Origin of the sequence: Shewanella xiamenensis (assembly GCF_024971755.1) — a bacterium.
GTDB lineage: Bacteria > Pseudomonadota > Gammaproteobacteria > Enterobacterales > Shewanellaceae > Shewanella > Shewanella xiamenensis.
The window spans coordinates 677,889-697,032 of record NZ_CP079718.1; the positions used below are offsets into that span (position 1 = coordinate 677,889).

At 47.1% G+C, this 19,144-nt stretch carries 18 protein-coding genes; 7 read left to right on the plus strand and 11 right to left on the minus strand.

Annotated features, from left to right (window positions below; translation table 11 throughout):
- Positions 1 to 15 precede the first annotated feature (15 nt).
- The 9 genes from KXJ80_RS04120 to recG all read right to left on the minus strand — a co-directional run bounded on the left by KXJ80_RS04120 (position 16) and on the right by recG (position 7,883).
- A complete protein-coding gene (locus tag KXJ80_RS04120; protein WP_188870700.1) occupies positions 16 to 390 on the minus strand; it encodes an ApeI family dehydratase in 375 nt (124 codons plus the stop codon).
- Positions 383 to 1,747, minus strand: a complete 1,365-nt coding sequence (locus KXJ80_RS04125; RefSeq protein WP_218737894.1) for an AMP-binding protein — start codon at positions 1,745 to 1,747, stop codon at positions 383 to 385. The genes KXJ80_RS04120 and KXJ80_RS04125 overlap by 8 nt, the downstream gene beginning before the upstream one ends.
- Entirely contained in the window at positions 1,744 to 2,292 is a 549-nt protein-coding gene (locus KXJ80_RS04130) for a COG4648 family protein (protein WP_144345204.1), read from the minus strand. The genes KXJ80_RS04125 and KXJ80_RS04130 overlap by 4 nt, the downstream gene beginning before the upstream one ends.
- Positions 2,292 to 2,540: an acyl carrier protein gene (locus KXJ80_RS04135; RefSeq protein ID WP_011074023.1), complete on the minus strand. Its 249-nt coding sequence runs from the start codon at positions 2,538 to 2,540 to the stop codon at positions 2,292 to 2,294. The genes KXJ80_RS04130 and KXJ80_RS04135 overlap by 1 nt, the downstream gene beginning before the upstream one ends.
- 9 nt (positions 2,541 to 2,549) lie before the next feature.
- On the minus strand, positions 2,550 to 2,804 hold the full coding sequence (locus tag KXJ80_RS04140) for a phosphopantetheine-binding protein (RefSeq protein WP_011074022.1): 255 nt from the start codon (positions 2,802 to 2,804) through the stop codon (positions 2,550 to 2,552).
- Positions 2,782 to 3,639: a lysophospholipid acyltransferase family protein gene (locus KXJ80_RS04145; protein WP_218737895.1), complete on the minus strand. Its 858-nt coding sequence runs from the start codon at positions 3,637 to 3,639 to the stop codon at positions 2,782 to 2,784. The genes KXJ80_RS04140 and KXJ80_RS04145 overlap by 23 nt, the downstream gene beginning before the upstream one ends.
- The gene (locus KXJ80_RS04150; protein WP_218737896.1) at positions 3,632 to 4,372 is read right to left on the minus strand and encodes a beta-ketoacyl synthase chain length factor; all 741 of its coding nucleotides are present in this window, start codon (positions 4,370 to 4,372) and stop codon (positions 3,632 to 3,634) included. Before KXJ80_RS04150 ends, KXJ80_RS04145 begins: the two co-directional genes overlap by 8 nt.
- 366 nt (positions 4,373 to 4,738) lie before the next feature.
- A complete protein-coding gene (locus KXJ80_RS04155) occupies positions 4,739 to 5,632 on the minus strand; it encodes a DUF3014 domain-containing protein (protein ID WP_218737897.1) in 894 nt (297 codons plus the stop codon).
- Positions 5,633 to 5,807: 175 nt separating this feature from the next.
- Positions 5,808 to 7,883 (minus strand): ATP-dependent DNA helicase RecG, encoded by a 2,076-nt coding sequence (gene recG / locus KXJ80_RS04160; RefSeq protein WP_218737964.1) that lies wholly within the window; start codon positions 7,881 to 7,883, stop codon positions 5,808 to 5,810.
- Between the two features lie 388 nt (positions 7,884 to 8,271).
- On the opposite strand from recG, the gene KXJ80_RS04165 reads away from it, so the two are divergent.
- The 3 genes from KXJ80_RS04165 (at position 8,272) to KXJ80_RS04175 (ending at position 11,666) form a co-directional block, all read left to right on the plus strand.
- Complete coding sequence (locus tag KXJ80_RS04165; protein WP_254071109.1) at positions 8,272 to 9,297, plus strand: ABC transporter substrate-binding protein; 1,026 nt, start codon at positions 8,272 to 8,274, stop codon at positions 9,295 to 9,297.
- Between the two features lie 13 nt (positions 9,298 to 9,310).
- Complete coding sequence (locus KXJ80_RS04170; protein ID WP_256930998.1) at positions 9,311 to 11,149, plus strand: sensor domain-containing diguanylate cyclase; 1,839 nt, start codon at positions 9,311 to 9,313, stop codon at positions 11,147 to 11,149.
- Between the two features lie 103 nt (positions 11,150 to 11,252).
- On the plus strand, positions 11,253 to 11,666 hold the full coding sequence (locus tag KXJ80_RS04175) for a YkgJ family cysteine cluster protein (protein WP_037423422.1): 414 nt from the start codon (positions 11,253 to 11,255) through the stop codon (positions 11,664 to 11,666).
- Here the strand turns inward: KXJ80_RS04175 and KXJ80_RS04180 are convergent.
- Positions 11,629 to 12,468, minus strand: coding sequence for a substrate-binding periplasmic protein (locus KXJ80_RS04180; protein ID WP_259474529.1), 840 nt, complete (start codon positions 12,466 to 12,468; stop codon positions 11,629 to 11,631). The genes KXJ80_RS04175 and KXJ80_RS04180 overlap by 38 nt on opposite strands.
- Before the next feature lie 167 nt (positions 12,469 to 12,635).
- On the opposite strand from KXJ80_RS04180, the gene paeA reads away from it, so the two are divergent.
- Positions 12,636 to 13,952: a polyamine export protein PaeA gene (gene paeA / locus KXJ80_RS04185; RefSeq protein ID WP_218737899.1), complete on the plus strand. Its 1,317-nt coding sequence runs from the start codon at positions 12,636 to 12,638 to the stop codon at positions 13,950 to 13,952.
- A gap of 56 nt (positions 13,953 to 14,008) precedes the next feature.
- Here the strand turns inward: paeA and ilvY are convergent, their stop codons facing one another.
- Complete coding sequence (ilvY, locus tag KXJ80_RS04190; protein ID WP_069454085.1) at positions 14,009 to 14,881, minus strand: HTH-type transcriptional activator IlvY; 873 nt, start codon at positions 14,879 to 14,881, stop codon at positions 14,009 to 14,011.
- Between the two features lie 196 nt (positions 14,882 to 15,077).
- On the opposite strand from ilvY, the gene ilvC reads away from it, so the two are divergent.
- The 3 genes from ilvC (at position 15,078) to ilvM (ending at position 19,077) form a co-directional block, all read left to right on the plus strand.
- Positions 15,078 to 16,556, plus strand: a complete 1,479-nt coding sequence (ilvC, locus tag KXJ80_RS04195; RefSeq protein WP_218737900.1) for a ketol-acid reductoisomerase — start codon at positions 15,078 to 15,080, stop codon at positions 16,554 to 16,556.
- Positions 16,557 to 17,146: 590 nt separating this feature from the next.
- On the plus strand, positions 17,147 to 18,820 hold the full coding sequence (gene ilvG, locus KXJ80_RS04200) for an acetolactate synthase 2 catalytic subunit (protein ID WP_218737901.1): 1,674 nt from the start codon (positions 17,147 to 17,149) through the stop codon (positions 18,818 to 18,820).
- Positions 18,817 to 19,077 carry an acetolactate synthase 2 small subunit gene (gene ilvM / locus KXJ80_RS04205; protein WP_218737902.1) on the plus strand — a complete coding sequence of 87 codons (261 nt, stop codon included), beginning with the start codon at positions 18,817 to 18,819 and terminating at the stop codon, positions 19,075 to 19,077. Before ilvG ends, ilvM begins: the two co-directional genes overlap by 4 nt.
- The last annotated feature ends 67 nt before the right edge of the window (positions 19,078 to 19,144 follow it).

Genomic DNA, 19,144 nt, shown 5'->3' on the forward strand with positions numbered 1-19,144 from the left:
CGTTCATACCGTCGCTCACTGCGCCGCTCCATCACCTTGCTTGCTGGCAAAGCTGATACGGCCTGAGGCATAGCGGTGGTCGCCATCGCTGTAGGCAAAAGTGAGTTTTTCCTTGGCGGCATTGTGACTGATGACTAAGGTCACTTCCTGCCCTGGCAGAATAAGCTGTTGAAACTTTAGTACTTCTAAATTAGCGACCGCAGCGTTGTAACCAAAATGCTCGCAACCTAAGCGCACGGCCCAATCGAGTTGGGTCACGCCGGGGAGTACGGCTTGCTCGGGGAAATGGCCGTTAAAATATTCGAGATCGGCGGCGACCAGCAGGCGTAATTCAATGCTATCAGGGCCGATCTCTGATGTGAGTATCGGCGGTAAACTCGACTTAATCATGGTCAAATAACCCAACTAGCTGGGCGGCGACACGCTTACCCTGAGTGTTTAACGGTAGGGTGTCGGGGTAACGCCAGCGGCGCGGTAAGGTTACTCGTTCAAACTGGGTCAGTAGATGCGCTTTTAAGGCATTGTTGATACTGAGTTTTCCCTGCTCTTGATGCACGCTACGGCCCAATGGTGACAGGGTAATGACGGCTCCTAATTGGGATTTAAACTGAGGCAATACGACCAAGGCAGCCTGCTCGACATAGGCGTGGCTACAGAGCAAGGTCTCCATTTGCGCCAGCGACAGGCGTTTTTCTTCAATCTTAACGATGCGATCGAGCCTGCCCTTGAGTCTAAATTGGCCATTGGCTGTCGGTTCGATTTTATCTTCGCAACGTAACCATTGATCGTCGGCCAAGTAGGGTGACTTCAGCAGCAGGGCGCCATCGTCAGCGTCTTGGTCTATGGTAATTTGTTCAAACACTTGCCAAGGTTCATCGGCCTCATGTTGACGGCGATAGGCGATACCGCCGGTTTCGGTGCTACCAAAAATCTCTATGGGTAAATGGCCGTAACATTGGGCGACACCCTGGGCGGCGGTGAAACTTAAGGGGCCGCCAGAGCTAAAGACAAAGCTGGGTGAACGTAATTGGCGTTCATGCTCCAGCGCCTTCGGCAAACGGGATAATTGCGCCGGGCTACTGATCAAACATAAATTCGGCAACAGCGCAGTGTAGTAGCTTAAGGTCTCTGGGTATTCAATCTGCTCGCTTAAAAAGGGTCTACTGGCGGCTAAGGGCCAGAGGATTTTAAACAGCAAGCCATAGATATGCTGATGGGAAACGGTTGAGACCACACTGCAATGGGGCAAATGTTCGGCGAAGGTATGCTCGAGCACAGTCACTTCGGCATCGAGCTGCCTTAAGCTCTTGCGAATGGCCTTAGGCTCGCCACTGCTGCCCGAGGTAAACAGCACCAGTTCACCAAAGCTGTCGCTCTTGGGCCAAGATTTTGTGGGCAGACTCAGCTCTTTATTCAATAGGATAAAGGCGTGACTCTCGCACAATGGCTTGTCGGACAATATGCCTTCAAATTGGTGTGTTAATTCGCTCAAGGTGCCGGTTTGGGTGTTGGGCGGCAAAATAATTTCTTTGCCTGCCAAGAGTGCGGCACATAGGCCAACGGCAAACAGATCGCTGGTATCATTCGCCAGTAGCCATTTTTGCTCAGGCGCTTGGCGCAGCTGCTCGTAAAAATGGGCCACCTGATTGGTAAACAGGGCACCTGTGACTATGTCATGGTGATTAAAGCTGATCAGTTGTTGGGCGAATGGCCCTTGGGTTAACCAGTTTTTGAGTAGTTGTGTCATGTCTTCTTCAACCAAAAGCTGCGATATAACCATTCCCCACCGAGGAGCAGTCCCATGAGTACATATGCAATCAAACCGTTGTACAAGGTCCAAGTTGCTAAGCTGGTAAATGCGGCGGTATAGGCCGCCATTGAGCCATTTAGGATAAATAAGCCGCACCAAAGTAGGGTGACTTTTTTAAGGTAGCCTATGGCTTCATCCGGCAAGTCGGGTTCTTTTAACCGCGCGAGCCGCTCTATCATGCTTGGGCCTTGGTATAGCGAGTAGCTAAACAGGGCTAACATGGTGAGATTAATCACCACGGGGTAATACAACAGCCAGTCGCTGCGTTTTGCCACAAAACTGCCAGCAGTGAGTGCGATCCCCACAAGCAAAGGCAAGACTAAGGTTTTAACCTTTTGCTTTTGCAGCATTAAACGCACTACTAACAACAGGCAAAGCACTAGGGCGATTGTGCCGGCGGGTAGATAGTTTAGCCCCAAATACACGGCAACTGGGTAGGCGATCAGCGCGAGTGCGGTGAGCACCTGTAGCAGGACGCGCATTAGTCTTTTACTAGGCCTTCAATGGCGTTGACCACATCATTGACGGTACGAACTGATTTAAATTCATCGGGTTGAATTTTTTTGCCTGTCAGTTGTTGCAGCTTAATCACCAGATCGACGGCATCAATACTGTCCAGATCTAACTCTTCGTAAAGATTGGCGTCGGGGGTAATCGCATCGGCATCGATTTCAAACTCATCCACTAAAATCGTGGTCAGCATAGCGAGGATTTGTTCACGGTTTTGCATTTTCCTCTCCTATGGGCGCTGTGATTCGATAAATTTAGCAAGGCTGGCCACACTGTAAAAATGCGCCTTAGTGCTATCCGAGTTGGCTTCGATTTTGACATCAAACTTTTTCTTGATGGCTAAACCTAACTCGAGGGCGTCGATAGAATCGAGTCCGAGTCCGTCACCAAATAGGGGGGCATCGGTTTCAATATCATCAATACTGACATCTTCTAGGTCGAGGCAGTCGATAATTAACTGTTTAATTTCGTTGTGTAAAGTCATAATTATTTTCGAGTTGTTGTTGATAATATTGTTCAAGGTCCCGAGTTAATTGTCGGGCCATTTTCGCATGCTCACCCAAAGGGGCTTGATAGGCTTGGTGAGGAATTGGATTGCCGATTTCGACGGCCATCCCCATGGTCTGCCTTGGGATCTCATACCAAGGCTGTTCCTTTGTCAAACCTCGCACATTAGTGCGCAAAACCACAGGTAAAATATCGGCTTGGGTACGAATAGCAATATTGGCGGCGCCCCGGGCAAACTCATTGATTATTGAGCCAAATACTGTGCGCGTACCTTCAGGGAAGATAATTAAATTAGTGCCTCTGGCGAGCACTTCGCGGCAATCTTCGAGCATCAACTCTGCGCCGCGATTCGGGATATAACCTGCGCAGGAAACCACACCACGTAAAAACGGATTACGCCAAAGGCCTTGTTTAACGATACAACCCGCATTGGGCATGAGACTGATCAACACCACCACATCGACGAGACTCGGGTGATTGGAGATGACGATCACCCCTTTGGCGCTATGTAACTGCTCGGCATTATGGGTGCTAACTTTGACCACCCCAGCCCACGTCAACATAGCGACAAAGCCTTTAAACATAAAATGCACGGCTTTTTGTACGCGGATAATCCTAGCCTCAGGTGTGCCGGGCCAAAAACGCAGTAATGGTAATACTGTGAGCGAACTTAACAGTCCGCCCAAGCCAAAGGCAATATAGCAGCTGACGCCGCCGAGCCAACGGGGAATATAGTTGATTCCCGTGCGGCGTTTTTCGGGCTGCGTATAAGCGACATTAAACTTCGCGCCCTGGGGGGCGGGATTAGCCATGTTCTATGCTCCAGTGCCAATGGGATAAACAGCCAGCAATGTTTTGTGAGGTCGCTAGAGCATGGATCAACATGCCGTAGGACAGCGCAGGAGTAACTTGTTGCTGTGCTTGAGTCAGTTGGCTTAGCGTGAGCTTTACGGACGAGCGATGACAAGCGTGCGCGAGGGTAAAACCTAAGGCTAAGGGGAGTTCATACTCTTGGGTAAACTCATCGTATACCGGCGGCACAGGATCATCGCCAAAGATCAGTAATAACGGCTCTGCTGATTGATGTAGCTGGGCGAAAGCTTCCACCATGGCTTGGGAAAGGGTTTCAGTGCCTGCGGCAATTGAGGTAGAAGGGGCGGTGTTATTGTGTAAAATGCCAAAAATACCACTGCCAGTGTTATGCACGGATTGACTAAAACCCAAGGGAGAAAGCGGTTGCTTAGCGATAATATCTTCGAGTAAGCCAATAGTGCGATGCAGTTCGCCGTGGCGGGAAGCAAATATCGAACGGCAGTTTGGTGGCGTATCACATTGAAAACTGACATCTAGCATCATTTTTGTTAAACGGCTAAAGCGTCTACGCTGCATGGCTGGCACTTGGGGAAGTACCGGAGATATGCTGTCAGTGGGTGAAGCCTCTTTGGTCGTTTCAGCCGAGTGCTTGCACCAAGTTTGCCAGTCATCATGCTGCTGATAGTTTGGAGCCCACGCCCCCCAAGAGAGGATGCTGAATCTGAGTTGCACTACTTTGCCTCGACACTATTTAAAGCTGTCTTAGTTATCCCTAACTAAGCGAAAACATTAATGAATTGACTGGCTTATCGCTATTTGCTCGTTGGATGAACGAACACAATTCCCCCATTTATTGAACGGCACATTCTACACTAAGTCCTTAGTTTTAATGAAGTCATTTGCATATGCAAGGTTAATAAAATGCAATGAGATTTTGCTTTGTCACTGTTGGCTAACATAGTTTTCAGAACGGGATAAAGACAGGGAGTGTAGACTAAGTGGCTTAACCTCAGTTGAACAGACTTTGATATCAATAGTAAACAGACGCTCGAGGCGCCTGTTTATTATTAATAATGCCACTATTGATTGAATATCAATCTATTGTAAGAGTTGGCTTTCCATTTTACGCAGTGCAGTTTTCACTTTACGAGTGTTCTCTGGTCCCATACGAACAAGCAGTTTTTGGGCACTAGGTAAGGCTTCCAAATTGGGATCGACAAAGCGATAGTTGACGCTAATTGAACTCAGCTCAATGGGCTCTTCAATAATTGGCGCTGCGAGCATTACCTTAATTGCTTGTAGCATTCTGTCATTGAATTTGGCATTGCTATAACCCAGTTCAGCGAAGGCTTCATCAAATAGCGGCGTGAGTTGCTTGTAGGTGTGCATTAAGCTTTGCTCATCCATATTGGCAATGACGGTCGCGTAGGCATCGTATCTGTGGTAACTCTCTGGATTTAAATACACTTTGTTAGTGATTTCCGCCACGGTAAAGAGTTTTTCAGGGCCCTTAATTGGGCTGACTTTGCGGGTCAATTCGCCCTGCGCCAAGTTATCCACGAAGACTACAAACTGACGGATCAAATCTTGTGTGACTAAGGATGAACCTACGACATTATTACTGATAAGTGCCAGTGCTTTTTGATGCACAAAAGCATCACTCTCAGGCAAGTTTGGCACCGTTTCTACGGGCGCTTGAGGCTCAACGGTGGTGGTTGAGTCTGTTTCCGTCGTGGTCGTTTGTGGTGTTACGTTTTCAACTGGAGTGGTTTCAGGCTCAGGGTTTGTTTCCAGAGTAAGCGGTTCTGACGATGGCGGCTCTGGTAGTACTATCGGTGCATTAGGAATGAGTTTGGGTGAGTCATCTTTACTATAGTAGTAATAACCTGCCGCAGAGAGCAGGATGACGAGCACAATCGCAATCAACGCAAAGCGATTACTGCTAGACGAGGTCTCTTGAGGTGTAATTCTATCATCTTGATTAACTTGCATTTTACATCCTTCGCTTCAGTGTCAAGGTAATGTGGTGAATATCATGCAGCTAACATTAAAGTGCAAGTGCCGCCTTTTAGGTTGCAAGTTCATTTTGCAAGTTTACACGCGCTTGTCCATAGCGGTTAGCTGAACAGGTTGAATTTATTTTACCTTGAAGGGGTTAGCTTAAGGTTTACGCTTGAACATATTGTTGCCTATGCCCAAGCCAACGATGAATAATGGCATCAACCGCATCGGGTGCTTGCGACATCACATGATTCGCAAGCTTTTGGATATGTGGTATAAGCGCTTGATCTCTAACTAAATCAGCTATCTTAAGTTCGGCTAGCCCTGTCTGTTTAGTGCCTAACACTTCACCGGGACCACGTATCTCTAGGTCTTTCTGTGCGATAACAAAACCATCATTACTCTGCCGTAGGACATTCAACCGCTGACTTGCGGTTTGACTCAGTGGCGCCTTGTAGAGTAACACACAATGACTGGCTACGGCACCGCGTCCTACTCGTCCTCGCAGTTGATGCAACTGTGCAAGTCCCAATCGTTCGGGGTTTTCGATTATCATCAGGCTAGAGTTAGGGACATCGACGCCGACTTCAATTACTGTGGTTGCTACCAATAAGTTGATGGTTCCCGCTTTAAAGTCCGCCATAATTTGTTGCTTTTCAGCACTTTTCATCCTGCCGTGTACTAAACCTATGGTCAGCTCCGGCAGCGATAGTCGTAATTCTTCGGCAGTATCTTCGGCGGCCTGGCACTCGAGGACTTCGGATTCTTCAATCAAGGTACAGACCCAATAGGCTTGGCGCTTGTCCGTGATCACGCTGTTGCGGACGCGCTCGAGTACTTCATTACGGCGCGAATCGGGTATGGCGACTGTGGTGACGGGTGTGCGCCCTGGGGGTAACTCATCGATAATCGAGGTGTCGAGATCGGCGTAGGCTGTCATGGCTAACGTCCGTGGGATCGGGGTTGCCGTCATAATCAACTGATGGGGATGAAACCCTTGATTGATACCTTTTTCCCTGAGTCCCATTCGCTGGTGGACACCAAATCGGTGCTGCTCGTCGATGATAATTAAGGCGAGCCTATGGAAGATAACCTGCTGCTGAAAAATGGCGTGGGTACCGATCACCATTTGCGCTGCGCCAGATTCAATATCGGCTAAAGATTGCGCCCGCGCCTTGCCTTTAAGCTTACCCGCAAGCCAACCGACTTTTAATCCTAGTGGTTCAAACCACGCGGCAAAGTTAGCTGCATGCTGCTCGGCGAGTAATTCGGTGGGCGCCATCATGGCCACTTGATAGCCGTTTTCAATCGCTTGAAGGGCGGCGAGGGCGGCGACTAAGGTTTTGCCTGAGCCGACATCCCCTTGCACTAAGCGCATCATGGGGTGCGGTTGTGCTAAATCTTTACCTATCTCGGCAACGACACGTTGCTGCGCGCCTGTGGGTTTAAAGGGCAGTGAGGCGAGAAAAGGCTTTAGTAATTGCCCCGTGGCATGCATGGTCACGGCGGCGTCGAGGTTACTGCGTTGTCTTAGGCGTAGCATACTCAGGTTGTGGGCGAGTAATTCTTCCTGCACCAGTCGCTGCTGCGCGGGGTGTTGACCAAGCTCTAAATCAAATTGTGAAATCCCCGCATGGGGGCGATGCAGGGTTTGCAGCGCCTGTTTTAGGCTCATGTTGTTTGGCTGCAAATGGGCGGGTAATAACTCGGTCAAGCCGTCATCTTCTAATAATTCAAGTGCCTGTTCGGTGAGCTTAATCCAACTCGCCTGTTTTAAGCCCTCGGTGGTGGGATAAATCGGCGTAAGTGTATCGCTTAGGTGAATATCCTCACCCGGATAGACGATTTTATATTCGGGGTGCACGATTTCCGCTTGATGACTTCCGCGACGAATTTCGCCATAGGCACGGATCATTAATCCATTTTGCATCGCATTGCGCTGCGCCATTGAAAAGTTAAAAAAGCGTAGGCTCATGCTGCCAGTATCGTCACGCACATTGCAGACGAGCATGCGTTTACGGCCTTGAAGGATTTGAGTCGACTGGATTTCGGCCTCAATGGTGCCGTAATTTCCGGGCATGAGTGCGGCGATGGGATAGATTTGAGTGCGGTCTTCGTAGCGCAGGGGCAAGTGAAACAGCAGATCTTGTACTGTTGTGATGCCGAGTTTGGCGAGTTTTTCCGCGACTCTTTTGGCGACGCCCTTGAGTTCGGTGATCGGAACAAGATCCAATTGCTGCAAGTCGTTAGCACTCAATCACTGTTAATTTATACATATACTAACAGAGAATAAACGTAAGGCAATCTTGGGGGATAGACTGTGGTTAAGTGCGCTATGTAAAGAGGCTGAATGAGCAATATTGGAATTAAAAATAGCCTCTTATCTTATACGTCGAGTTATCTTATTAATATTAAATGAATATTCTATAATTTCGAGCCTAAAACAGGAGCAAAAATTAATATTCTTTATTATAAAGTACACTTTTTGTTATTTTGTGGTTTAATCGAAGTGTTGGTTGCCATTGAGTTGTTTTGGTAATTATGCGGTAACAAGGTTGTGAATCGATAATAATAAAGTGACCTCTGTGATGGATCACATGCGGGGAAACACGGTCGAGGAGTACTCGCCTTTGCATCTATTATGTTTACGTTGTTTATGGATAGGCATACTGTGTTTTGCTTTGCCTGCGTGGGCTAAATTGGATGTGGTTTTTTTTAATCCAGGCGCGGTTACGGATAGCTTTTGGGGTGATGTCGATAAATTAATGCAGGTGGCTTCATCAAAGCTTGATATTAATTTGCAAATCATACATTCAGATCGCAATCACTTTAAAATGATTGCTCAATTAGAAACGTTACTAAAATCTCAGCCATCACTTCCTACTCATATTATTTTAGTGAATGAGAAGCAGTCTGCGATAAAAATGTTGCAGATGCTTTATCAATATCCCATATATGTTCAATTGATTTTAAATGATATTTCTGTCGCCGAGCGAGAACACTTATTGGCAGATCCACATTGGCAAACTTATTTATTACCAGCGCTTATCCCAGATAACTATGCTATTGGTGCTGATACCGCTAAAAATTTGCTAAGTCGTTTAGAAAATAAAAAGGCTAAGGTTTTATTAATCTCGGGCGATAAATCTACGCCCGCATCAGTGTTAAGAACTCAAGGCGCTAATGATTATTTCTTTATGCAACCTAATGTTATTGTTACTCAAACGGTATATGGTCAATGGCGTGAAGATATTGCTTATGATCAAACATTAACCTTGCTCAGCCGTTATCCGGATTTAACCTTAATCTGGACGGCGAACGATAAAATGGCTATCGGAGTGGTAAAAGCACTCCGCGAAAAGGGCCTTGAACCTGGACGTGATGTACTGGTCAGTTCGATTAATACTTCCCCTGAGATTTTGTCGCTCTGCCAAGAACGTAAAGTGAGTGCTCTGGGAGGTGGGCATTTTTTAGCGGGTGCTTTAGGGTTAATTCAGCTCAAACAATACCAAGAGACCCAACGTTATTCCTCCTATGAGGATATAGAACTCTTTAGGGTACTTAATCCCGATTCAGCTTTTTATCAGAAGTTAGTTGCAAGGGATTGGGCTGGGATTTTTAAGACACAAATAGTGGATAAGTTATCACAACAGTAATTAATAGGTATTCATGAAGCATCGTAATCATTCCATCAGTCATAGAATGACGCTCACTATTATTGGGGTGAGCTCGTTTTTTGCCGTCCTGACCATGCTGGTGCAGTTAGTGTGGAATTATCAAGAAAGCATTGATAATACAACTGCCGATATTCGTGAATATTCCGAATCGATCTTACCCACTATTGCTAAGTCACTTTGGGATGTGGACCATGGTCTGTTATCTGATTTGCTTTCAGGCTTGGGCATGATGCCGATGGTGTCGAGTGTCAATTTAGAGAGTATCGATGGCGTAGCCATGCAGTTGGGCAAGGCGATTCACGCTAAGGATTACCGACAAACCCTGTTTCGTTACCCGATTATATATCAGGAACAACAGATTGGTATGCTGACCGTCGGGCTGGATACGGACAAACTCTATTACGAATTATGGCAACAATTGATCATTATTGTCTTAGGCAATGGGCTTAAAACCTTACTGATGATTTATCTTATCCTTACGCTGGTGCGTTTATTGGTGACCAATCGTTTATCGGAATTGGAGCGGTTTGCTAACCAGATAAATTTGAATGCATTACCTAAGTTAACCGTACCCGATAGTGTGGTGAGAAATCCTGATGAAATTGGTCATGTTGCTCAATCGCTTCAGGCTATGTATCAAAGAATTCGCAACGATCTCGCGGTTAATAAACGCCAAAAGCGTGCATTGCAGCAACAGCAAAGTCAGTTAGCACGTTTAGTTGATGAGCGGACTCAAGCGCTCAATTGGCAGTCCCAAGCTAGCCAACTGTTAGCTGAAATATCATTGCAATTTTTAACAGTGGAGACCCTTAACTTAGACAACAACCTCACTGAGGTTTGCCGTAAAATCGGGCGATTATTTGATGTCGAAAGGGTAAGCTTAATAGAGTTTAGCCAACGACAGGTAAATTACCGTTGTGTTTGGTCTAGTGAATCTAATATATCTGAAATTATTAGTATTTCTGCGGATGTTGTTACTTTGCTGGCACAAAAATTTGAGCAGGAATCGACATTAGTTATCGAGAATGTCGACTCATTGAAGCAAACATCGCCTGAAGAATACGGGTTACTTCGAGGTATTGGTATTTGCTCTATTGCCGCATTTGCCATGAAAAATGCCGATGAAATTGTCGGGCTATTATCGCTCTCAATGGTTTCTCGACCACTAAATTGGACTAAACAAAAAAAAGTGATGTTGACTCAGTTTTCCGCAGCGCTGAACGAGTTATTGCTGCGTGAAGAAAAAGAGCGACAGATGCTTAACTTACAGCAAGCACTGGTAACGGTGAATACGCAACTCAGAGTTATGGCTGAAACCGATGAATTAACTGGGCTGAGCAATCGACGCCCCTTTACACAAACACTCGACACATTACTCCATGGCAACACAGCAGTAGGTGTGTTGATGTTGGATATTGATTATTTTAAGAGTTACAACGACAACTACGGGCATATTGAAGGCGATGCTGTACTTAGGCGAGTGGCTCAGGATTTAAAAGGCTGTGAAATTTTACCACCCAATGCGCTGCTAGCGCGCATTGGTGGCGAAGAGTTTGCAGTTGTTTTAGCGAAAATCACACCAATCCAATTGGAAGCCATTGCTACCCAACTGTGCAATCAAGTCGCTGCATTGAATATTCCGCACTTGGGTGCACCTACCGGTAAGATTACTCTTAGTATTGGTGGAGTGTATTTACCGCCGGATGCATTAAATGAACTCACCATTTCGAATGTATTACGCCGTGCTGATATCTGCCTTTATCGCGCTAAAGAGCGTGGTCGCAATACAGTGGTGATGGAGTCGCCTCAAGCAGCGCTAGCTCATTCTTGAGCTTGTATTAGTCAAGCCTTGGTTCCGTTTGTGACCACAGATTTATTTCTATTTGGGGCCTGTTATAATTGCCGCCCTTTATTGTTTATCTGAAGGTTTTGGTGTGTCAAAACGGAGCAAAAATACGGTAAATTCGGTATCGATTTTTAATATTGATGATTTATCAACTTGGCAAAAATATCGCAAAGGCCTGTGTGATACCTGCCATGCAACCTGTTGTACTTTGCCCGTTGAAGTGACCGTAAGTGACTTAGTGCGCATGGGTTTGGTGGATGACTTTGAAGCTGAAGGCGATCTTAAGGCGATTGCCAAACGCCTGCAAAAAGCGCGTATTATTGACAACTATAACCATAAAACGGCGATTTTTACCCTTGCCCGTATGGCGAATGATGATTGCCTATATCTAGATGGTAAAACTCGCCGCTGTACTATTTATCACCAACGCCCTGAAACCTGTCGTAACCACCCACAAATTGGCCCTAAAGCGAATTACTGCCCTTATCGTCCCCGTGAGTAAGTTTTTGAATATGAAATTGATAGAGGGTTTCGAGTTGATGACTCTCCTGCATCGCTTTCACCTGCCGATTAAACTCATGAGCAATGAGCTCCTTATGGGCTGAATGTTTAGAAATCAGCATGTAAAACGCTTCTTGCTGAGCATTAGGAGAGATCTTTGATGCTAGTGCTTGAGGGAGTTGTGCTGCATGCGCCAAAGCTAGCGTGCCCGCCAGTATTTCTTTGCGGGCGAGAAAGAACTTACATCTTTGTTTTAGTAGCATTTCCGGTAAATGTCCTAGGGAATGTATTTCGCTAAGGGGAGTCTCTTTACGCCAGCCAAAATTATCGTAGTTGAATCCTTTAATGCCGCAAACCTTGCCAAAGTGAGCTAATTGATTGATATCATCGATATGAAACAGCGGGTCCAATTCAGCTTTTAAATAAAAATAACTTGGAGTGAGGTAATAATAAGCGATAGATGGGATATAATCAGTCGCTCTTTGTCGGTTGAGCGATGCGCTCATCGCAGCATCTATGCGGCCATTTTGGACGTCTTTTAAACAGCGGAGCCAAGGCAAAGCCAGTACTTCATAATCAATTCCAATGGGCTTAAAGGTGCGCTCTAGCAGGTCAATGTCGTAGCCGCTAAGCGTGGAAGTCTTAATACCATCTTGTCGAACAAAGTAATTAAATGGTGGATATTCAGTCTCTTCGACACAAAAGCGTAACCTAAATGGGGAAAGCTCATCGGCGCCATAGGTAACAGGCGAGAGCAGAATCACGCATAGTAAAGCGATTAGCGGATATAATGAACGCATCATACTCTTTAAGCTCAATGGCGATTATTAAAGTGTAGCAAAGGGTTATTTGCTGTACTGGCTCTTTATCGCGACATTCCAACCCTGTATCTGGGTAATATTTAACTGGCACGCGAAAATCACTGCGCGGGTTGGTGCAAGTAAGTCAAGTGTGAAATAAAAGGTGTTACATGAGTCTCTTAGATAACGTGATGATTATATTGTGTTTAATTGGTGCAAGTTGTTTCTTTTCCATGTCGGAAATTGCTTTGGCCGCATCACGGAAAATCCGTTTACGTCAGTTAGCCGATGAGGGCGATGCCAGAGCTGAAAAAGTGCTGCATTTACAGTCGTATCCCGGCAGCTTTTTTACTGTGGTTCAAATAGGCTTGAATGCTGTTGCCATCATGGGTGGTATTGTGGGTGAGTCAGCATTTCGCCCCTATTTTTATCAATTCCTTTCACCTTGGTTGGCAGATCCTTGGCTGAGTCAGGTGAGCTTTGTGATGTCATTTGTACTTGTTACCAGTGCATTTATTTTGGTCGCGGATTTAATGCCTAAGCGTATCGCGATGGCGATGCCAGAGCAGGTTGCTTTGGCCGTTGTTGGCCCGATGAGTTTTTGTATTACTGTGTTAAGACCATTAGTTTGGTTTTTTAATGGTATGGCCAGCGCGATTTTTAAGCTGCTACAAATTCCAACGGCTCGAAATGACGAAATCACCTCCGATGATATTTATGCGGTAATGAACGCTGGTGCTGAAGCGGGGGTGCTCGACAAGGGCGAGCAACAAATGATGGAAAATGTGTTTGAAATGCAGACCGTTTCAGTCACTTCTGCCATGACAGCCCGAGAGAGCTTAGTGTATTTCTTGCTGCAAGATAGCGAGGAGGATATTAAGCGTAAAATTGCCGAAGATCCCCATACTAAGTTTTTGGTCTGCGATGGCCAATTGGATATGGTCAAAGGTTTTGTCGATGCGAAGGAACTGTTGATCCGTGTGATTAACGGCGAAAAAATTACCTTAAAAGACAGCAGCCTTGTCCATACTTCGTTGATTATTCCTGACACTTTAAGTCTTTCTGAGGCGATGGAATACTTCAAAAATAGCCGCGCCGATTTCGCCGTGGTGATGAATGAATACGCCCTTGTGGTTGGGATTGTGACCACCAACGATTTACAACGTGCGGTGATGGGCGCTTGGTCGCTACACGAAAGCGAAGAGCAAATTATTGCCCGCGATGGTAATTCTTGGTTAGTAGATGGGGTGACGCCGATTACCGACGTCATGCGCGCCTTCGGTATTGAAGAGTTTCCTCACAGCCAAAACTACGAAACCATTGCCGGGTTTATGATGTACATGCTGCGCAAAATTCCTAAGCGCACTGACTTTGTTAATTACGCCGGTTATAAGTTTGAAGTGGTGGATATTGACGCCTACAAGGTCGACCAATTGCTGGTGACGCGTATTGAGGCTAATGATAAATTACAGTCGCCAGATACCTAATCTAGCGTAATAAAGTAGGGAAAACGGGACTCAGTCCCGTTTTATCTCCTGTAAGCTTAAATCGCCTCTAAAAACGCATTGACAATCGGATCGTCCAAGCGTTTGACCTTACAGCAACAGCCTAGTTCGAAGGGAGCAATACTGACTGGCGAAGGTAACAACTGAATACGATCCCGTACTGGACTGTTATTGATCACCACCTCAGGGCTAATGCTCACGCCGCAGCCGAGTGCCACCATAGATGCTATGGCTTCCTGTCCCGACACTTGGGCATAAATATTCGGACTAATCCCCATCTGTTTGAACCAATTATCGGCTCGTCGTCGCCCTGGTCCATGGTCAGGAATGATAAAAGGCACTCGTGACCAGTCTATCTGAGCTTGGTTAATCTGTTGCTGCACCGCACAGCGCATAGTGGGAGCGATTAATGAAAGCGGCACATCATCAATCTTGGCAAAATGCAGTGTGGCAGGAAAAGGATCCGGCAGCGCGGCAATGGCAATATCGGCACGATTTTGTTGTACCTCGGCCAGTGCATTAGCCGCATCTCCCGTGGTAAGCGCAATTTCGACAAAGGGATGCTCTTGGCGAAAACGCTCCAATAATTGCGGCAAATGGCTGTAGGCGGCGGTGACTGAGCAATAGAGATTTAAGGTGCCGCGCAGTACATCCTGTTTAAGATCAATACTATGCCGCAGGTCGCGCCAATGGTGCAGCGTCTGCTCGGCGAACAATTTAAACTCACGTCCCGCATGGGTTAAGGTCACGCTGCGGTTATCCCGCTCAAACAGCTTTGCGTTCACTTCATCTTCGAGCCGCTGCAATGCGCGGCTTAAGGTCGAGGGACTGACATGCATCTGCTCCGCCGTCTTGGCAAAGTGCAAACTGTCACATAAGTGTAGGTACAATTTGAGGGTGCGTATGTCCATAACCTCGTCCTATTGGCCGCTTATCTGGGGTATTGAAACTGAAAATGACATTGCAAAAAACGCAATATGAGGTTTCGAATATATCATTTTAAGCAACGATAGCCATAGGTTATAGTGATTTCAATCACAACCAATCGTTAACAATAGGTTGATATTGGTTGAGTCCCCAATTCCCGACTGAAAGGTGGTATCTCAGATGGCTAACTATTTTAACTCTCTGAATTTGCGTCAACAATTAGCACAACTTGGCCAGTGCCGTTTTATGGACCGCTCTGAGTTTAGTGATGGCTGCAATTACATCAAAGATTGGAATATTGTGATTCTAGGCTGTGGTGCTCAGGGCCTTAACCAAGGTCTGAATATGCGTGACTCTGGGCTGAATATCGCTTACGCCCTGCGCCCTGAAGCCATTGCCCAAAAACGTGCCTCATGGCAAAAAGCCACAGACAACGGCTTTAAAGTCGGCACCTTTGAAGAGCTAATCCCGACCGCCGATTTAGTGCTGAACCTAACACCCGATAAGCAGCATTCCAATGTAGTGAGCGCAGTGATGCCGCTGATGAAGCAAGGCGCGACTCTATCTTACTCCCATGGTTTCAATATCGTTGAAGAAGGCATGCAGATCCGCCCCGATATTACAGTGATCATGGTTGCGCCTAAGTGCCCAGGCACCGAAGTGCGTGAAGAATACAAACGCGGTTTTGGTGTGCCGACCTTGATTGCAGTGCACCCCGAAAACGACCCAAATGGGGATGGTTTAGACATCGCGAAAGCCTATGCGAGCGCCACAGGCGGCGACCGTGCTGGCGTGTTGCAATCCTCTTTTATCGCTGAAGTAAAATCGGATCTGATGGGTGAGCAAACGATCCTCTGCGGTATGTTGCAGACGGGTGCCATCCTAGGTTATGAAAAAATGGTGGCCGATGGTGTTGAGCCTGGCTATGCCGCTAAGTTAATCCAACAAGGTTGGGAAACCGTGACCGAGGCGCTTAAGCACGGCGGTATCACCAACATGATGGACAGACTGTCTAACCCTGCCAAGATTAAAGCGTTTGAAATTGCAGAAGATTTAAAAGAAATCCTGCAACCATTATTTGAAAAGCACATGGATGACATCATCAGCGGTGAGTTCTCTCGCACTATGATGCAAGACTGGGCTAACGATGATGCGAACCTGCTGCGTTGGCGCGCCGAAACAGCCGAAACGGGCTTCGAAAATGCGCCTGTTTCGAGCGAATATATCGACGAGCAAACTTATTTCGATAAGGGTATTTTCTTGGTTGCGATGATCAAAGCGGGTGTGGAACTGGCGTTCGACACTATGGTGTCTGCGGGGATTGTTGAAGAGTCGGCTTACTATGAGTCACTGCATGAAACACCGCTGATCGCTAACACCATTGCCCGCAAACGTCTGTACGAGATGAACGTGGTGATCTCGGATACCGCAGAATACGGTTGTTATCTGTTCAACCATGCTGCAGTACCACTGCTGCGTGACTATGTGAATGCCATGTCGCCAGAGTATTTAGGTGCGGGTCTGAAGGACAGTTCTAATAGTGTTGATAATCTGCAATTAATCGCGATTAACGATGCGATTCGCCACACACCTGTGGAATATATTGGTGCCGAACTTCGTGGCTATATGACTGATATGAAAAGTATTGTTGGAGCTTAATGGATAAAAGCCGAGCCCCTAAGGATGTGGGGCTTGGCGTGACAAATTGATTCCTGCTTCGTTGGTTGTCGAGCGGGCAAAACTGACATGGGTTAGTCGGCGTTTTTCGCCACTAACGCGATTTTGTTAACGTTTTACTTTGTTGTTTTGCATTGTCTCGGCAGGGAAGCTGAATTTTTTTGACATTAGAAAATTTTTTATTGTGTTTGGCTGTCGCTTTATGGTAAAGCTAATAACTCGCGGCGGGACAAGGTTCCCAAGGCAAGCATCGCTCAGGCTTAAAAGTGAGGAGCGATAAGAATTTCAGCGATACACATACAGAACACCGATTAGGAACCCATATTGATGTTTAACCAAGCTGCCAAGCTCATTCTCGTGATTATTACCGTAGTGATTATTAAATCACAGCGGGGGCGGCGCATGGCAAACTGGTAGACCTAAAAGGTTAAAAGTTTCGAAAGAACCCCCCGCTCCGAAAGGACCGGGGGGTTCTTCGTTTTCAGGCCCTAGGTTTTGGAAATGAGGTTTCGAAATAGCACAAATTACGAGTCGATTTTCGGCAATTTAGGATCAAGGTAGCGAGAGAGAATATGGAACCAGGGCAGATGATGAGAGGCGCAGACGCAGTCATAAAAGTGTTGGCAGCACATGGTGTTACCACAGTATTTGGTTACCCAGGTGGTGCCATTATGCCAATCTACGATGCCCTCTATGGAAGCCCTGTCGAACATCTCTTAAGCCGCCACGAACAAGGCGCCGCCTTTGCCGCAGTAGGTTACGCTAGAGCCAGTGGTAAAACCGGCGTATGCTTTGCCACCTCTGGCCCTGGCGCCACCAACCTAATCACTTCACTTGCCGATGCGTTATTGGATTCTGTGCCTGTTGTCGCTATCACAGGTCAGGTTTCAACCGCCGTGATTGGCACAGATGCGTTCCAAGAAATCGATGTATTGGGCATGTCTTTAAGCTGCACTAAGCACAGTTTTATGGTGACGGATGTAAACGATCTGATCCCGACCCTGTATCAAGCCTTCGAAATCGCGGCATCGGGTCGCCCCGGCCCAGTGCTGGTGGATATCCCTAAGGATATCCAAATCGCGCAACTGGAATATCGCACTCCCTTGCTAGCGGTAACCAATGAGCCACAGGCGAGCGCCAGTGAGATTGAGGCGGCCCGCGCCCTGTTAGCAGAGGCGAAGCAGCCTATGTTGTACGTGGGTGGTGGCGTCGGGATGGCGGGCGCGGTCGATCAACTGCGGGAATTTATCAAAGCCACGGGTATGCCATCGGTCGCGACGTTAAAGGGCTTAGGCAGTATTGCCCATGGCACTCCAGGTTATTTAGGCATGTTAGGTATGCATGGCGGAAAGGCGGCCAACCTAGCGGTGCAGGATTGTGATTTATTAGTGGTTGCCGGTGCGCGTTTTGATGACAGGGTCACAGGGCGTTTAGCGACTTTTGCCAACAAGGCTAAAGTCATCCATTTAGATATAGACGCCGCCGAGTTAGGCAAATTGCGCCAGCCCGATGTGGCCATCGCCGGTGATTTACGCCAAATTTTCCCTGCTTTAGCTATGGCACTGAATATCACGCCTTGGCAAGCAGAGGTTGAACATCTTGCCCGTAAACATCAATGGGATTATCAACATCCCGGTAGCTTAATCTACGCTCCTGCCATGCTGCGCCGTCTTGCTAATAAACTGCCCGAAGACAGCGTAGTGTGCTGCGATGTGGGCCAGCATCAAATGTGGGTCGCCCAGCATATGTGGTTCCGCCGCCCTGAAGATCATTTATCCAGCGCGGGTTTAGGTACTATGGGCTTTGGTTTACCCGCCGCTATCGGCGCCCAAGTGGCTCGCCCCGATGCAACGGTAGTCACAGTGTCTGGCGATGGCTCTTTTATGATGAACGTGCAGGAGCTGACCACCATCAAGCGCCGCAAATTACCGGTGAAGATCCTACTGATCGACAACCAAAAATTGGGGATGGTGAAGCAGTGGCAACAGCTATTCTTTGAAGAGCGCTACAGCGAAACCGATTTATCTGACAATCCTGATTTTGTGTTATTGGCCTCAGCATTTGATATTCCTGGCCGCACGATTTTCTCTTCCGACGAAGTGGAAGAGGCCTTAACCGAAATGTTAGCGGCTAAGGGTCCCTATTTGTTACACGTAGCAATCGACGATGCTTTTAACGTTTGGCCACTGGTGCCCCCCGGCGCATCAAACAGCGATATGATGGACGAAATGGAGAAACAAACATGATCCACTCCCTAGAATTAACGGTTCAACAACGCCCCGAAGTGCTTGAGCGTGTTTTGCGCGTGACTCGCCACCGTGGTTTTACGGTCACCCAAATGCAAATGCGGATGAACGACGATGCGAGTCTGTCGCTAGATATGGAAGTGGACAGCGAGCGTGCCATCGAGCTGCTCAGCAATCAACTGAATAAATTGATTGATGTCACTCAATGCAAGGTCTTGTTACCGCTAAACTTGCAGGAACAAAAAGTACACGCATAAGCATCCAGTGGCTGCGGGCATTAGCTCTGTAGCAAGGCCCTAAGGGCACGATTTTCGATTTGAGATA